The sequence below is a fragment of the Janthinobacterium sp. PLB04 genome, assembly GCF_021165895.1.
In the GTDB taxonomy this organism is placed as follows: domain Bacteria; phylum Pseudomonadota; class Gammaproteobacteria; order Burkholderiales; family Burkholderiaceae_D; genus Janthinobacterium; species Janthinobacterium lividum.
The window spans coordinates 6,026,081-6,042,981 of record NZ_CP088968.1 but is presented as its reverse complement, the minus strand read 5'-3'; the positions used below and the strand labels follow the sequence as shown (position 1 = coordinate 6,042,981).

Here is a 16,901-nt window from a genome sequence, read left to right as displayed (position 1 = left end):
TTTACGCTGCCGCGGCGCACAGCGCCTGCAAACAGGGGCAGATAAGCCCGGCAGGCGCCGATATTACCTCAGCTTGGTCATGCCGGTCAGTAAAATTGATTTAAAACAAATCCTGCTGGCCCGATACAAGGCGCGAAAAATCGTCGCCCAGGAAGGGCAGGATCGCGTCGGCCACCGGCTGCAGCTGGCGCGTCAGGTAATGGTGGTAGTCGATGGGCGAGCGCTGTGTTTCCAGCGGTTCCGGACCGGCCACCGTGATGACATAGCTGATCCAGCCGCCGTTCTGGTATTGCAGCGGCCGGCCCTGCGCCAGGTTATAGGCGTCGGCCGTGCGTGCCGCGCGCACATGGGGCGGCACGTTGCGCTGGTAGTCGTCGAGCGGGCGGCGCAGGCGCTTGCGGTAGACCAATAGAGCGTCGAATTCGCCGCGCACGGTGCGCGCCACGTAGTCGCGCACATAATCCTGGTAGGCGGCGCGCTGGAAGATGCGCAGGTACAGGGCTTGCTGGAATTGCTGCGCCAGCGGCGTCCAGTCGCTGCGCACGGTTTCCAGGCCCTTGTAGACCATCTGTTCGCTGCCGTCGGGCTTGCCCACCAGGCCCGCATAGCGCTTCTTGCTGCCTTCTTCCGAGCCCCTGATGGTGGGCATCAGGAAGCGCCGGTAATGTGTCTCGAATTCCAGTTCCAGCGCATTCTCCAGGCCGAACTCGTCGCGCAAGTGGGCATCCCACCACGCATTCACGTGCGCCACTAGGGCGCGGCCGATCTTGCCCGCTTCTTCATCCGTATGCGCCGTTTTCAGCCACACGAAGGTGGAATCCGTGTCGCCATAGATGACCTGGTAGCCCTGTTCCGTGATCAGCTCGCGCGTGCGGTGCATGATGTCGTGGCCGCGCAAGGTGATCGAGGAGGCCAGGCGCGGGTCGAAAAAGCGGCAGCCGCTCGAGCCCAATACGCCATAGAACGCGTTCATGATGATCTTTAACGCTTGCGATAATGGCGCGTTGCGCTCGCGCTTGGCCGTCTCGCGCCCTTGCCACACCTGTTGCACGATGGCGGGCAGGCAATGTTTGACCCTTGAAAACTGCGCGCCACGGTAGCCGGGCACGGTATCGGCCTCGTCGCCGCTGGTGCCCACCACCAGGCCCACGGGGTCGATCAGGAACGTGCGGATGATGGACGGGTACAGGCTTTTATAGTCGAGCACCAGCACGGAGTCGTACAGCCCCGATTGGGAATCCATGACGAAGCCGCCCGGACTGTTGTCGCCGGACACGTCGCCCAGGTTGGGCGCCACGTAACCTTGCCGGTGCATCAGCGGCAAGTACAGGTGTTCGAACGCGGCCACGGAGCCACCGCTGCGGTCGGCCGCCAGGCCCGTCACGCTGGCCCGTTCCAGCAGGAAGGTCAGCAGCTCAGTCTTGGCGAAGATGCGCGTGACCAGCTCGCAATCCTTGAGGTTGTAGCGGGCCAGCGCCGGTTTATCTTCGCGGAAACGCCGGTCGATCTCGGCCATGCGCTGGTAGGGATTGTCGATGGACTTGCCTTCGCCCAAGAGCGTCTGCGCCACGTTTTCCAGGCTGAACGAGGAAAAATTCCACGTCGCCGACTTCAGGGCTTCGATGCCGTCGATGATCAAACGGCCCGCCGCGGCCGCAAAATAGTGCTCTTGCTTGCCGCCATGTTCGCGCCATTCCATCACGGTGCCGCCCCGTCCCAGTTTCAGGGGCACCTGGTAGCGTTCGGCGTGCTGGCGCAGCACGCGCAAATCGAACTGCACCAGGTTCCAGCCGATGATGGCGTCCGGATCGTGGCGCTCCATCCATGTGTTCAGCCGCTCGAGTATCTGTGCGCGGCTGTCGCAGTATTCGAGGTCGAAGTCCACGGCGTCATCGCCGCCGTTTGGCGGCCCCAGCATGTAGACCTGGCGCTGGCCGCAGCCTTCCAGCGCCAGCGAATACAGCTCGCCATGGGCCGTCGTCTCGATATCGAGCGATACCAGTTTTAATGCGGGACGGTAGCCGGGTGCCGGTTTCAGCTGCACTTCCTGCAGTGTTTCTCCGCTGAATATTACCGGCGCCGTGATGAAGCGTTCCATCAGATAGCGCTCGGGCGGGCGGATGTCGGCTTCGTACACATCGATGCCGTGCGCGCGCAGCTGCTTTTCCAGCTTCAGCAAATGCCGGTATTGCTTGCAGTACAGCCCCAGCACGGGACGGTGATGAAAATCGCACAGCGACAGGGGACGCAGCTCCGCATGGCGCTCGCCACGCAACAGCTGTTGCGCCTGTTCCTGCTGTTCCATGGGAAGGAAGGCGACGGCCGTCTGCACGGGCAGGCGCACGTGGCGGGGCCCGGCATTTGTTGCCAGCCAGAAATCGACTTCCGTGCCGGCGCTGGTATCGCGCCAGTGGCGGGTCAGGATGAAGCCCTGTTCGGGCGGATGCTGCGTATTGCCTGTCATGGTGCCGTGAGTGTCGGATGTGCTGGCCTGCACATTACAGCAAGCTGACGCAGGGCGGGGGCGGTTGCGGCTATAATTTTCCGCATCGAAGACGATAACAAGAGCGCGCCGCGCCACACACCCTGGAGACAGCATGCAAGCAATCAGTTATGTACACGGCGCCCACGAGACGCCGTTGATCGGCGAAACGATAGGCGCCTACCTGGACGGCATCGCCGCCCGCCATGGCCAGCAGGATGCCCTGATCGTGGCGCACCAGAACGTGCGCTGGACGTATCTGGAATTCCAGCAGCGCGTGCATCGCCTGGCCGCCGGCTTGCTGAAGCTGGGCTTGCAGCCGGGCGACCGGGTCGGCATCTGGTCGCAAAACTGTGCCGAATGGGTGCTGACCCAGTTTGCCACGGCGAAAGCCGGCTTGATCATGGTCAACATCAACCCCGCCTACCGGCGTTCGGAACTCGAATACGTGCTCGACAAGGTGCAATGCAGCGCGCTGATCCTGTCGCCCAGCTTCAAGTCCAGCGATTACCTGGCCATCGTGCAGGACGTGGTGCCGGACATCGCCCGTTCGCGCGCCGGTGCCCTGCAGTCGCCGCGCCTGCCGCAATTGCGCCACGTGATCCGCCTGGGCACGGCCGCGACACCCGGAATGCATAACTTCGACGCCCTGATGGAGGGCATTGCCGACGCCGACCTGGCGCACCTGGACGAAGTGAGCGCTACCTTGCAGTTTGACGATGCCGTGAACATTCAGTTCACGTCCGGCACCACGGGCGCGCCGAAGGGCGCCACCCTGACGCACCACAATATCCTCAACAACGGCTTTTTCATCGGCGAAGCCATGCGCCTGACGCAACAGGACCGCTTGTGCATTCCCGTGCCCCTGTACCACTGCTTCGGCATGGTGCTGGGCAACTTGGCTTGCGTCACGCATGGCGCGGCCATGGTGTTTCCCGGCGAAGGGTTCGATCCGAAAGCCGTGCTGGAAACCGTGCAGGCCGAGCGCTGCACGGGGCTGCACGGCGTGCCGACCATGTTCATCGCCATCCTCGACCATCCTGATTTCAAGCAATACGATCTGTCGAATTTGCGCACCGGCATCATGGCCGGTTCGCCGTGCCCGATGGAAGTCATGACGCGGGTCATCGAGCTGATGCACATGGCGGAGATCACGATTGCATATGGCATGACGGAAACGTCGCCCGTCAGTTTCCAGACGGCCATCGAAGACCCGCGCGAAATGCGCGTGTCGTCCATCGGCAGGGTTCACCCGCACCTGGAAGTGAAAATCATCGATGCGGAAGGGCGTATCGTGCCACGTGGCGAAAAGGGCGAATTGCTCACGCGCGGCTATTCCGTGATGCAGGGCTACTGGGGCGACCCTGAAAAAACCAGTGAGGCCATCGATGCGGCGCGCTGGATGCACACGGGCGACCTGGCCGTGATCGACGACAACGGCTTTTGCAGCATCGTCGGCCGCTCGAAGGACATGGTCATCCGTGGCGGCGAAAACATCTATCCGCGCGAAGTCGAGGAGTTCCTGTACCGCCACCCTAGCGTGCTCGACGTGCAGTGCGTGGGCGTGCCGGACGCCAAGTATGGTGAAGAGTTGTGCGCCTGCATCATCCTGCGTCCGGGCACGCAGGCCACCAGCGACGACATCCGCGCCTTTTGCGATGGGCAGATCGCCTATTACAAGATTCCCCGCTACGTGCGTTTCGTCGAGGAATTCCCCATGACGGTGACGGGCAAGATCCAGAAATACCTGCTGCGCAAGCAGGTGGCGACGGATCTGGGGCTGGGCGTGGACTAAGTTTTTCGCCAGCCCATAAAAAAACACCGGGACGCTCGCGCGGCCCGGTGTTTTTTATTGATTCAGCGTAAAGCTCAGGCCATCGCGGCTTGCGGTGCGCGCGCTGGCGTGCGGCGGCGTACAAAGGCGAGCAAGCCCAGGCCGGCCAGCAGCATGGCGTAGGTGCCTGGTTCCGGCACGGCCGACACGCTGACCGTGTTGAAGCCGGAGCCGTTCATCGACACGTGGCCGTAATTGATCGAGCTGACCGAATTGGCGACCAGGGTGCCGTTCATGCTGCCCGAACCGGAAAACGCGCTGTTCGGCGCCAGGATGCTGCCGTTGATGCCGACGTTGTTCAGGCTGGTGGTGGTGGCATTGGCGAAGTTCAGCAGCGTGCGGTCGGCGAAGCTGCCGAAATTGTCGAAGCCGCCGCTCAAGGTGATGTTGGTGGCCGTGCCGTTGATGATGATGCTGGCCGTGCTTTTCAGCGAGGACAGGTCCAGGGTCAGGTTATGCAGGTTCGACGCATCGATGTTGAAAATATTCACGTCGGCGTTGATGTCGCCCACCAGCTTGAAACCATTGTTTTGCGAAAGCACGGTGCCGTTCGATTGCAGCTTGGCCACGTCGCCCGACAGGGTCGTCAGTTGTTGCTTGGTACCCGCGAAGTCCAGGGTAGAAGCGTTGCCTTTGCTGATGCTGCCGGTTGGGAACCATTGTGGCGCTGTCAAGGTGGCGTTGGGATTGCTGACGCCATACACGGCGGAACCACCGATGGTGCCCCAGCCCGTGTTCAGGTTGCCGCCAGCAACGATCGCGTTGGCCGCGCTGCCTGGCTTTTTGTTCGTGCCGACGTTGTAGTTGTCCAGATAGATATTGCCGCCGGCGGCGATGCTGCCACCGACGCTGGTGAAGCCGCTGGCGCCGCTGCTGCCGATGTTGCCGAAGATGAAGGCCGAGTAGCCATTGGCGACGCCGAGGTCAATCACGGTTGCCTGGGCCGAAGCGCTGAAAGAGAAGGCGAACAGGGCGGCGCTGATGAGCGGCAAGGTACGGGCAGTAAATAATTTCATGGACAATCTCATAGTGAATTGGGGGACGAATAGGGCGGGAAAGCAAGACACCGCCATCGCGCAGGCCATCATTATAATCTAAAAAACAATTCTAGTTCAATTTAGGTAATTAACTATATTTAAAAGCAACACTTTTCCTGTCGATAGTGATTGTTTTGCGGACATAAAAAAACCGGGGCTGGCCCGGTTTTTTGCTGCTTACCTGACGCGCTGGTACAGGCGGAAACGTTCTACGTCATCCGTGGGACGGCGCCCCTCCCACAGCTTGATCCAGTCCGCGCCATGGTGCTCGGGCAGTTGTTCCTTGCTGTCAGGCACCTTGATGCTGTCTTGCAACAGGAACACATCGCATTGCTGCTGCCCCACGCTGGCAAACGGCAGGTGGCCGAAGTAGGCGAACGAGGCGCGCTGTGCGGCGCCGACGTTGCTGTTGATGCACTTGCTGCCTGGCGGCAGGTGGACGGAAATCTGGTGCGCCACGCTGGCGTAGCTCTTGCTGTAGTTCAACGGCGGCAGGAACAAGGTCATGATCAGCACCCAGATCAGGATCAGGCCACCGGACGACAGGACCACGGCGCGCCACAGTACGGCCGGCTGGCGCGAGATGCGCCAGTGCACCAGCGCCACCCAGCCCGCGCTGGCGCAGGCGGCCACGAAAAAGGCCAGCAAGTCGAGTTCGGGCTTGAAGCCTGGCATCAGTTTCAGGGCATTATGCGACAGTTTCGGCGGCCAGCCCGTCAGGATGGCGAACCAGAACAGCCACAGCGCAAGGGCGCAAATGGTCAGCACCATCACGGAGAACCAGTCGATGGCGTTGATGGCGCCCCGTTTCATGGTCAGCAAGCCGAACGCGGCCATCACGGCCAGCGGCGGCAGCAGCGGCAGCAGCTGGCTCGGGTCGGGATCGGGATGGCACAGGCCCAGGATGGCCAGCATGGCGACAAAGGTCAGCGGCACGACGATGTGCAGCACGTGGTGCTGGCGGCGCCAGGCATACACGGCCCAGGCGGCGAACGGCCATGCTGGCCAGAAGAACCAGATGCCGACACGCAAGAAATACTGCAGGCTTTTCAGGCTCGGGGCGCTGAACTGGCGGCAATTCCATTCCATCCACGCGTGCAGCGGCGAGTGGCCATACGGTTGCAGCCATTCGCCCGGCAGCAGCCAGACGAGGGTCAGCGCGGCGCCGATCAGGATGGCCAGCGCCAGGTGGCGCACGCTGCGCAGCAGCGGCAGGCGCAGGAAGACGGTGCACAGCAGCAGGGCAATGCTCAGCGCTGCCGGCGTGATCCAGCCGCGCGCGAGGGTCAGGCCGCCCATCGCCAGGCCCAGCAGGGCCGCATTGCGCACGGATGGGCCTTCCATGTAGCGCACGGCGCGGTACAGCAAATAGGCCATCAGGGACACATACAGTGCTTCGGCCGTGATGTCGTGGCTGTGCTGCAGCAGTCCCAGGCAGCCCAGGTAGATGAGGACGGCGGCATCGGCCAGGGTGCGGCCGAAATCGTCCGGCTCGGGCTGGCCGCCGAAGGCCAGGCGCAGCGGCTGGGCATCGTTGCGGCGGCCCAGGTTGAAGGCGGTGTACCAGACGGACAGGGTGCTGACGACGAAGATGCCGATGGTCGACATGCGCGCGCCAAAGACGTCGCCGTCGATCCAGCCGAACAGCTTGATGAAGATGGCGCCTAGCCAGAAGGCCAGCGGGCCTTCATCGGGCAGCGACAGGCCGGCCACGTTGGGCCACAACCAGTCGTTCAGGCCGCCATGCGCCATGGTCCACATGATGCCGAAACTGGCGGCGTCATCGTTCTTCCACGGTTCGCGGCCGATCAGGCCAGGCAGGATGTACAGCAGGCCGAGCGCAAACAAGGCCCATCGTGGCAGCGCGAGTGTGGCAGCGGCGGGAAGGCGGACTGGCTTCATCGATAGTCGGTATCAGAAAAAAATGGCAAGACGCGACGAATGGCGTCGGGTATGCGCGAGTATAAAGTAAAGCGGCCAAAGACAAAAAAGGCAGCCGTGGCTGCCTTTTTCTTGGTAGCCGAAGCTGCCCTTTTTTGCCGCAGAGCGGCAAAAATTAGCCTGCTGCGACTGCGGTTTTCGAACCAACCGAACCGAACTTCTGACGGAACTTCTCGACGCGACCAGCGGTATCGACGATTTTGTGCTTGCCCGTGAAGAATGGGTGCGATTCAGCCGAAACCTCGATCTTCACCAGTGGGTATTCTTTACCGTCGTGGGTGATTTTTTCGCGGGTTTGGATGGTCGAGCGGGTAACGAATTTGAAATCGCACGACAGATCGTGGAAAACAACTTCGCGGTATTCTGGATGGGTATCGACTTTCATGGTCTTCTCTCTAGTTTGGTAGCCAAACAGCACTTCGTCGGTCGTCCAGCTTCTTGACCCGATTGCCGATCACTTGCCAGGGTTTAAAATAATGCAACCGTCGATTATATAGCGCTTTTCGGCGGACGGCAATAAAAAAGCCGCTCAGGGAGCGGCTTTCGCATGAATCTCGGCTGGTTTATCCGCCGCGGCGCATCATGTCAAAAAACTCTGCGTTGTTTTTTGTTGCCTTCATTTTATCCAGAATGAACTCCATCGCCTCGATCTCGTCCATCGAGTACAGCAACTTGCGCAAAATCCAGATTTTTTGCAGCTCGTTCGGCTTGATCAGCAGTTCTTCGCGGCGGGTACCCGATTTGTTCAGGTTGATTGCCGGGTAGACGCGTTTTTCGGCCAGACGGCGTTCCAGATGCACTTCCATGTTGCCGGTACCCTTGAATTCTTCAAAGATCACGTCATCCATGCGCGAACCCGTTTCGATCAGCGCCGTGGCGATGATGGTCAGCGAGCCGCCTTCTTCGATATTGCGCGCGGCGCCGAAGAAGCGTTTTGGACGTTGCAGCGCATTCGCGTCGACACCACCGGTCAGCACCTTGCCCGAGGCAGGGATGACGGTGTTGTAGGCACGCGCCAGACGGGTGATCGAGTCGAGCAGGATGACCACGTCTTTTTTCATTTCGACCAGGCGCTTGGCTTTTTCCAGCACCATCTCGGCCACTTGCACGTGGCGCGTGGCTGGCTCGTCGAAGGTCGAGGCGACGACTTCGCCGCGGACCGAACGTTGCATTTCGGTAACTTCTTCCGGACGTTCGTCGATCAGCAGCACGATCAGGGTGATGTCCGGATGATTTGCCGTGATCGCATGGGCGATGTGCTGCAGGATCACGGATTTACCGGATTTCGGCGATGCCACCAGCAAGCCGCGCTGGCCTTTGCCGATCGGGGCGATCAGGTCGATGATGCGGCCGGTGATGTTTTCCTGGCCATTCATTTCACGTTCCAGGCGCAGCGGCTCGTTCGGGTGCAGCGGCGTCAGGTTTTCAAACAGGATGCGGTGTTTCGACATCTCCGGCGATTCGCCGTTGACCTTGTCGACTTTGACCAATGCGAAATAGCGTTCGCCATCTTTCGGGGTCCGTACCTCGCCTTCGATCGAATCGCCGGTGTGCAGATTGAAGCGGCGGATTTGCGAAGGGGAGATGTAAATGTCGTCGGTGGACGCCATGTAGCTGGCGTCGGGCGAGCGCAGGAAGCCGAAGCCGTCAGGCAGCACTTCCAGGGCGCCATCGCCAAAAATCTGTTCGCCGGACTTGGCGCGTTTTTTCAGGATAGCGAACATCAGCTCCTGTTTGCGCAAGCGGGCTGCGTTGTCAATGTCAAGACCGATCGCCATCTCAAGCAGGGCGGATACGTGTAGGGCCTTTAGTTCGGATAAATGCATATGTGTTGAGTGTCCCGAGACGGGATGTAAAGGTAGGGGAGGGGACTGCGTGGCGTTGATTAATTATTCGGGAAGGCTGTGCACGAATGAGGCAAAGCCGCTTCCCGGTGGTTCCAGTCAGGCGGCGCTGCGGGCGCAGCGCTGCCCATCATACATTAAATGTTGCTGTCGACGAAAGCGGTCAACTGGCCCTTGGCCATGGCGCCCACTTTTTGAGCAGCTGCAACACCATCCTTGAACAGGATCAGGGTCGGGATGCCGCGGATGCCGAACTTGGCAGGCACTGCCTGGTTGGCGTCCACGTCCATCTTGGCGATCTGGATGCGGCCGGCGTATTCCTTGGCCACTTCTTCCAGGATCGGGGCGATGGCCTTGCAGGGACCGCACCATTCTGCCCAGAAGTCGACCAGTACTGGCAACTCGGATTTCAGGACGTCTGCTTCAAAAGATGCATCGCTAATGTGTTTGATATTTTCGCTCATATTTTCCTCAAATGAGGGTGGGATCAATAATGCCTGGAATTAACCATACGCTGGTTCGCCATCCATGCTTCCTGGAATGCAGTGAGAAGATGGGGACAATGGGCACGACTTCAATGTCTTGGAAGGTGCGACCAGAGGTATGCAGGCGGGGATGGCTGAAATAATAACCCATTTTTTCAAAGCGTGGCGATTATTGCAGAAAAACTTGAGGCATATCGCCAGCATATCCCTCCTGTGCGTGGCCGCAGGGCGGCAAAGCCGCATGCCTGCTGGCCTGCAGCGCCGTGCCTGCCCTCCCGGCCGGCCCCTCGATCAGGCTTGTAGGTTGGCCAGACGCGCCGTGTGCTGCAGTTGCAAGTTCACCATGAGCTGCAATTCCGCGCTTTCCATCGGCTTGCGGAAGGTGCCCAGGATATGCAGGCCATTCGCCATGGCCAGGCGCTCGGCCGCCAGGCGTACGGCCGAATGCAGGCCCGACAGCAGGACCACGCCGCCGCGGAAGCCGTTTTCCGCCGCCATGCGCAAGAATTCGATGCCGTCGATGTCGGGCATGGACAGGTCGCAGATCAGCAGGTCGGGCTGGTGCTGCTTGAGGGTGGCCAGCGCCTGATCGCTGTGCGACTCGCAGCGGATGTCGAACTGGCCCATCTGTTCGAGCATGTCGCTGAGCACGTCGAGCATGAAAACGTCGTCGTCCAGCAGCAGCACGCGCAATGGCGCCAGGCCCGCTTCGTTGTGTTCCTGGCTTGCTTGGTTTGATACAGTATTCATCGTCATGTCTTTCTATTGATATGCATCGCTGTCGATGCCGATACCTTGCCGCAACCCAATTTGGCGATAGCTAATCGTCATTGGCAAAGCTGGTGTTATTCATGATTTGTTCGGTAATCTGTTCCAGCAGGGGCCACAGGCGCGTGACGATGCGCCGTGCCCGCTCTGCCTCGTCGGCCGGTTCGCCCGGCGCCAGGGTTTCCAGGTTGTGGCACAGTTCGGCCAGCCCCAGGGCGCCCACGGTGCGCGCCGACGACTTGATGCGGTGTCCCAGTTCGCGCACCTGCTGCACGTCGCCGCGCGCCAGGGCCGCATCGATGTCGCCAAAGCCATCCTGCGTGGTCTGCAGGAACTTGAAGGCGAACTTGCGCACCTTTTCCGGGTTGTAGCCCAGCAATTTGGCCAGGATGGACAGGTCGATCACTTGCGGGTCGCCGGCCAGGGTGGTCTTGAAGGCGGGCGCGGCGCGGCTGCGCGCCGGTGGCGGCGGCGTTTCGTGCGCCGGCAGCCAGCTGGCGATGGTCTGGTACATCATGGCCGGCTGGATGGGCTTGGAAATGAAATCGTCCATGCCCGCTTCCAGGCAGCGCACGCGGTCTTCGCTGGTGGCCGTGGCCGTCATGGCCAGCACGCGCAGGTGCGCCAGCTGCGGGTCGGCGCGGATGTGGCGCGTTGCCTGCAAGCCATCCATCAGCGGCATCTGCACGTCCATCAGCACGCAATCGAACTGCGTCTGGCGCAGCAGGTCGAGCGCCTCTTCGCCATTGTTGGCCAGGCAGACGGAGGCGCCCGCTTCCTCCAGCAATTCCAGCGCCACTTGCTGGTTGAACGTATTGTCTTCCACCAGCAGGATGCGCGCATGCTTGAGCGTGCGCATCACCAGGGCCGCGTCGGCGCTGGCGCGCATGGCGGCCGCCGTCTGCACCATGCTGTCAAGCATGGCGGGCGCGGCCTGGTCGGAAATGCCCAGGTTGGCCGTGAACCAGAAGGTGCTGCCGGCGCCGGGACGGCTGTCGACGCCCACGTCGCCACCCATCAGCTGTGCCAGCTGCTTGCAGATGGCCAGGCCCAGGCCCGTGCCGCCATATTCGCGCGTGGTGGAGGTGTCGGCCTGCTGGAAGGACTGGAAGAGCTTGCTCATTTCATCCTGCGACAGGCCGATGCCGTGGTCGCACACTTCAAAGCGCACGAGGCAGTGTTTCGCGTCCGCCACCACCCTGCGCACTTTCACGGTAATGCTGCCCTGTTCGCTGAACTTGATGGCGTTATTGGCGTAGTTGATCAGCACCTGCCCCAGGCGCAGCGGGTCGCCCACCAGCACGGCGGGCAATTGCGGGTCGATCTCGAACAGCAGTTCCAGGTTCTTGCCGGCGGCGCGTGGCGCGACCACCGTCATCAGCGTTTGCACCACATGGTCGAAACTGAAGTTGACGCGTTCGATTTCCAGCTTGCCTGCCTCGATCTTCGAGATGTCGAGGATATCGTCGATGATGCCCAGCAAGTGTTCTCCGGCGAAGCGGATTTTTTCCAGGTAGTCGCGCTGGCGCGGTTCCAGGTCCGTCTTCAGGGCGAGATACGCCATGCCGATCACGCCATTCATCGGCGTGCGGATTTCATGGCTCATGTTGGCCAGGAATTGTCCCTTCGCCAGGCTCGCTTCTTCGGCCACCTGCTTGGCCTGGTCCAGCTGCTCCGTGCGCTGCGCCACGCGCTCTTCCAGATGTTCATTGAGTTCACGCAAGGCACTTTCGCTGCGCTTGTGATACGTGATGTCCGTCAGGCTGGCCACGACCATGCCCACCTTGCCGTATTCATCGCGGATGGCCTCGGTATTCACGGATAGCCACGACAGGCTGCCGTCGGGCTGCTGCACGCCCATCAGCACGTCGCGCATGGCCTCGCCCGTCGACAGGGTGATGTGCACGGGATGGCTGCGCTGGTCGAAGGCGGAACCGTCTTCGCGGATGGCTTGCCACAGGCTGTTGCCGGCCGGACTGGCCGCCAGCATGCGTTCGGCGGCGGCGTTGCTTTCCAATATGTGGCCGTGGCTGTCCTGCACCACCAGGCCATTCGTCACGGCGCCGAACACGGACGCCATGCGCTGGCTCGAGTTCGACAGCGCGATCGATGCCTGGCGGCGCTCCGTGATGTCGGTAATCATCGCCAGGGTGCCGCCCGGTTCGCCATTGTCCGACTGGATGCTGGTACTCGACAGCAAGCCCCACAGGCTGGACTGATCCTTGCGGAAGAAGCGGAAATCGACCTGGTCCGGCTGGCTGGCGAAGCTGCCATGGCTGGCCAGGCGGCGCTGCATCAGCAACTGGCTGTCGCGGTCCATGAAGTCGAGCAGGGGACGGCCCAGCATTTCCTGCACCGTGTAGCCCAGCATGTGCGCCATCTTCGGGTTGACGAACGTGGTCTTGCCGTTCGCATCCGTCATCCAGATGCCTTCGGCGGCCGTCTGCACGATCAGGCGGTAGCGTTCCGAACTGGCGTGCAGCGCTTCCTCGGCGCGTTGCCGCTGCGTCATGTCGCGCAGCGAGACGATGGAAAACACCTGGCCCGCCATGCGCAGCGGCGACAGGCTGACCTTGGCGGGGAAGTGCGTGCCGTCGCGGCGGCGCGCCATCATCACCCGGCCCGGCAGGCTGTGCCGTCCTTGCGGGTCGCCCACGGATTGGCTGGGCGTGCTTTCCGGTACCAATTGCTCCAGCGACATGCCCGTCAATTCGGCCAGCGGATAGCCGAAGCAGCGCGCGCCGATCTGGTTGGCATAATGCACCTTGCCCTCGACGTCGGCCACCAGCATGGCTTCGGGTGCCGCTTCCAGCATCGAGCGCATGCGCGATTGCTCGTCCTGCTTGCGCTCGCTGATATCGCAGACGATGCCGCTGGCCTGCGTGGCGGCGCCATCCGAGGCGCGCGACAGGACGGCGCCGCGCGCCAGCAGCCAGCGCCAGTGGCCGTCGCTGTGACGCAAACGGAATTCGCAATTGAAGGTGCCGGGTGTCTGGCCGTCCAGATGCTGGCGAAAGGCCAGGCTCAGGCGCGCGCGGTCATCGCGGTGGACTTCGGCCAGCCAGTCGGCCAGTGCATGCTCGAGCTGGGCATGCTTGTCGCCCAGGACGTCCTGGTATTGGGGCGCGAACTGCAGACGGTCGGACTGGCGCCGCCAGGTCCAGCCGGCCATGGTGGCGCCGCGCAAGGCTTGCATGGCATCCTGCTCAGCCTGGGCATGCGCGGGCTGGGGCTGGCGGCGCAACTGCTGGCGCAAGCGCCAGGCTTGCCAGCAAGCCAGTCCCGCCAGGGCGGTGGCACTGGCGGCAGCATACGGCCACAGCAATGCCGGCGCCATGCCGGGCGCCGCCGCCTGCACCGGCAGCGAAAGCGCCATGCCTGCCGCCAGCATCGTATGAGCGAGCCGGCGCAGCGCAGGGCGCCGAGGGCGTGGTGCGCTGAAACTCGTGTGGCTGCAATACGACAAATGCATCCCTTTCTGGGGCGTGATTGGACTAGGCTGGCAGTACATGAGGCGCGCTCAAATAAACGCCTGCGGCGCTTTCTGGCGGCAACTATAGCATCGAATATTTACTCGGAGTATTTAGTTTCAGAAACGGCCAAAACGGGATTTTTTTCACCCCGAAATGGCTGTTTTTTTCGCGATTTGGTGAGAATTCGTGAGAAAGTTGGCGCGAAATCGTGCTACTCAATCGAGGCGATAGCCTCAGCTAAAACTACCGGCGAACTGATAGCGGTGTCCGGGATGCCACATGGTGGCGATCGAGGCGATCTTGCCGCCCGAACGGGTCTGGCGGCGCAGCACCAGGCAAGGCTGTTTGGTGTCGATGGCCAGCATTTCGGCGATGTCGCGCGGCGCCGACAGCGCTTCGATGCTGTAGGTGGCGCCTTGCAGGGGCGCGGCGGCCATCAGGTATTCGTTCGGCGTGATGCTGGAAAAATCCTGCGTCATGTAGTCGGGCGCGCACTCGGGATTGACCCAGCGGTCTTCCACCTGGATCGGCACGCCGTTTTCAAAATGCACGATCAGCGAATGAAACAGCGGGTGTTCCGGCGGCAATCCAAATTGCTTGGCCAGCAGGTCGGACGCCTTGGTGCGTTCCAGCAATTGCAAGCTGCTGCGGTGGATATGTCCGCGCGCGCGCACTTCATCGGCGATACTCTTGATTTCCAACAAGGTCGCCTGGTACTTTTGCTGCGCCACATAGGTGCCGGATCCCTGGCGCCGCGTCAGCACCTGCTCGCTGGTCAGTTCGCGCACGGCGCGGTTGACCGTCATGCGCGAGACGCCGAATTGCTTCACCAGCGCTTGCTCGGAGGGAATCACGTCGCCTTCCTTCCAGCGTCCGGCAGCGATGCCCGCCAGCAGAAAATCCTTGATGCGCTGGAAAATGGGCGTATTTTCTTGTGTATTGTGGTCGTCCAATGCGGTTTCTCCGGGGCACGGGCAGGGCGCGCCGCCGGTTGGAGGCGCGATGGCCGATTTTAGCACCGAGAACGATGCCTGCCGCCAGCCTTTTTTTGAATTCAAAAGCAAGCGCCGGAGTGCGGCGCGCATGGGCGCTGGCTATGCTGGTGACTTGGAGCCTATCCCAGTAGGGAGCGTCTTCTGCTGGCAGTTCATCAGGAGCGCGGACAAGGCGTGAGGAGGACGCGTGGCGAGCCACGCGACGACGAGCAACGCCGTCCCCGCTTCTGAGGGGCGCCAGCAGGGGATGTATTCATCTACTGGGATAGGCTCTTACTATAGACTTGCACGGAGTTCGCCATGGAACACGCTTACCTGACTGACGATGAACGCTGGGATGCCCTGCAGCGGCGCGCGCCCGACGCCGATGGGGTCTTTTATTATTCGGTGCGCACGACCGGTGTGTATTGCCGGCCATCTTGCGCGGCGCGCCCTGCCTTGCGCCGCAACGTGGCTTTCCACGCCAGTTGCGAGCAGGCGGAGGCGGCCGGCTTTCGTCCCTGCCTGCGCTGCAAGCCGAATCTGCCGCCGCTGGCCCAGCGCCAGGCGGCCATCGTGGCCGACATCTGCCGCCTGATCGACGCCAGCGACGAGCTGCCTGACCTGGACAGCCTTGCCAGGGCCGCCGGCATGAGCCGCTTTCACTTTCACCGCGTCTTCAAGGCGCATACGGGCATCACGCCGAAAGCATATGCGGCGGCGCGGCGCGGCGAGCGCCTCAAGGCTGGCTTGCAGGGCGCGGGCAATGTCACGGAAACGTTATACGCGGCCGGCTTCAATTCCAGCGGCCGCCTGTATGCCGCCACGCCAGGCTTGCTGGGCATGACGCCGGGCGCGTTCCGCGACGGCGGCAGCGGCGCCGTGATCCGTTTCGCCATCGGCGCCTGCTCGCTGGGCGCCATCCTCGTGGCCAGCACGGACAAGGGCATCTGCGCGATCTTGATCGATGACGACCCGGAAGTGCTGCTGCGCGACTTGCAGGACCGCTTTCCCCGCGCCGAGCTGCGCGGCGCCGAGCCCGAGTACGAGCAGACGGTGGCGCAAGTCGTCGGCCTGGTCGAAGCGCCGGGCCTGGGCCTGGATTTGCCGCTCGACGTGCGCGGCACGGTGTTCCAGCAGCGCGTGTGGCAAGCCTTGCGCGAGATTCCCGCCGGCAGCACGGTCAGTTATGCGGAGCTGGCGCGCCGCATCGGCGCCCCGCAAGGCGCGCGCGCCGTGGCCGGTGCCTGCGCCGCGAATGCCCTGGCCGTCGCCATCCCCTGCCACCGCGTGGTGCGCAACGATGGCGCGCTGTCCGGCTACCGCTGGGGCGTGGAGCGCAAGCAGGCGCTGCTCGAGCGCGAGGGTGAACGGTGAGGGCGCTGGACTGGCAGCAGATCGAGGATGAGCTGAATCAATACGGCTGTGCCGTCGTGCCGGGCTTGCTGGCCGCGGATGCCTGCGCGGCGCTGGCTGCCCAGTACGAAGAATCAGCGCGTTTTCGCAGCAGGGTGGTGATGCAGCGCCATGGTTTTGGCCAGGGCGAGTACCAGTATTGGGCCTATCCGCTGCCGCAGCCGGTCGCCGAGCTGCGCGCTGCCTTGTATCCGCCGCTGGCGGCCATTGCCAACCGCTGGCACGCCAGCATGGGCATCGACAGCCGCTTTCCTGTGGCGCACGGAGATTTCCTGGCGCGCTGCCATGCGGCGGGACAAACCCGGCCCACGCCCTTGCTGCTGCGCTACCGCGAGGGCGATTACAACTGCCTGCACCAGGACTTGTATGGCGAGCACGTGTTTCCGCTGCAACTGGCCGTGCTGCTGTCGCGCCCGCACGAGGATTTCACGGGCGGCGAGTTCGTGCTGACGGAGCAGCGCCCGCGCATGCAGTCGCGCGCCGAAGTGGTGCCGTTGGCGCAGGGTGACGCCGTGCTCTTTCCTGTTGCGCAGCGCCCCGTCAACGGCACGCGCGGCAGCTACCGCGTCAACATGCGCCACGGCGTGTCGCGCCTGCGTTCGGGCTTGCGTCACACCCTGGGCATCATTTTTCATGATGCGAGCTGA

At 62.4% G+C, this 16,901-nt stretch carries 12 protein-coding genes; 3 read left to right on the top strand and 9 right to left on the bottom strand.

The features are described from left to right. Positions 1–100: 100 nt before the first annotated feature. The gene (locus tag LSO07_RS26705) at positions 101–2,464 is read right to left on the bottom strand and encodes a DNA polymerase II (RefSeq protein WP_151097186.1); all 2,364 of its coding nucleotides are present in this window, start codon (positions 2,462–2,464) and stop codon (positions 101–103) included. A gap of 133 nt (positions 2,465–2,597) precedes the next feature. On the opposite strand from LSO07_RS26705, the gene LSO07_RS26700 reads away from it, so the two are divergent. After that, a complete protein-coding gene (locus tag LSO07_RS26700) occupies positions 2,598–4,277 on the top strand; it encodes an AMP-binding protein (protein WP_151097184.1) in 1,680 nt (559 codons plus the stop codon). 74 nt (positions 4,278–4,351) lie between these two features. Here LSO07_RS26700 and LSO07_RS26695 read toward each other — a convergent pair whose 3' ends face one another. The 8 genes from LSO07_RS26695 to hutC form a co-directional block, all read right to left on the bottom strand. Then, positions 4,352–5,332, bottom strand: coding sequence for a choice-of-anchor A family protein (locus LSO07_RS26695; RefSeq protein ID WP_070281654.1), 981 nt, complete (start codon positions 5,330–5,332; stop codon positions 4,352–4,354). 198 nt (positions 5,333–5,530) lie between these two features. After that, a complete protein-coding gene (locus tag LSO07_RS26690; protein ID WP_034780504.1) occupies positions 5,531–7,255 on the bottom strand; it encodes an ArnT family glycosyltransferase in 1,725 nt (574 codons plus the stop codon). A gap of 154 nt (positions 7,256–7,409) precedes the next feature. After that, complete coding sequence (locus LSO07_RS26685) at positions 7,410–7,679, bottom strand: type B 50S ribosomal protein L31 (RefSeq protein WP_034746247.1); 270 nt, start codon at positions 7,677–7,679, stop codon at positions 7,410–7,412. A gap of 178 nt (positions 7,680–7,857) precedes the next feature. Further along, the gene (rho, locus tag LSO07_RS26680) at positions 7,858–9,120 is read right to left on the bottom strand and encodes a transcription termination factor Rho (protein ID WP_034746249.1); all 1,263 of its coding nucleotides are present in this window, start codon (positions 9,118–9,120) and stop codon (positions 7,858–7,860) included. A 155-nt stretch (positions 9,121–9,275) separates the two neighbouring features. Beyond that, positions 9,276–9,602 carry a thioredoxin TrxA gene (gene trxA, locus LSO07_RS26675; RefSeq protein ID WP_034780502.1) on the bottom strand — a complete coding sequence of 109 codons (327 nt, stop codon included), beginning with the start codon at positions 9,600–9,602 and terminating at the stop codon, positions 9,276–9,278. A gap of 312 nt (positions 9,603–9,914) precedes the next feature. Next, entirely contained in the window at positions 9,915–10,373 is a 459-nt protein-coding gene (locus LSO07_RS26670; RefSeq protein ID WP_151097182.1) for a response regulator, read from the bottom strand. A 70-nt stretch (positions 10,374–10,443) separates the two neighbouring features. Beyond that, a complete protein-coding gene (locus LSO07_RS26665; RefSeq protein WP_034780814.1) occupies positions 10,444–13,767 on the bottom strand; it encodes a PAS domain-containing hybrid sensor histidine kinase/response regulator in 3,324 nt (1,107 codons plus the stop codon). 330 nt (positions 13,768–14,097) lie between these two features. Continuing rightward, positions 14,098–14,817: a histidine utilization repressor gene (gene hutC / locus LSO07_RS26660; protein ID WP_070254615.1), complete on the bottom strand. Its 720-nt coding sequence runs from the start codon at positions 14,815–14,817 to the stop codon at positions 14,098–14,100. 342 nt (positions 14,818–15,159) lie between these two features. Between hutC and ada the strand changes: the two genes are divergently transcribed. Both ada and LSO07_RS26650 read left to right on the top strand, forming a co-directional pair. After that, the gene (gene ada / locus LSO07_RS26655; protein ID WP_034780498.1) at positions 15,160–16,215 is read left to right on the top strand and encodes a bifunctional DNA-binding transcriptional regulator/O6-methylguanine-DNA methyltransferase Ada; all 1,056 of its coding nucleotides are present in this window, start codon (positions 15,160–15,162) and stop codon (positions 16,213–16,215) included. Beyond that, positions 16,212–16,901: a 2OG-Fe(II) oxygenase gene (locus LSO07_RS26650; protein WP_151097178.1), complete on the top strand. Its 690-nt coding sequence runs from the start codon at positions 16,212–16,214 to the stop codon at positions 16,899–16,901. The genes ada and LSO07_RS26650 overlap by 4 nt, the downstream gene beginning before the upstream one ends.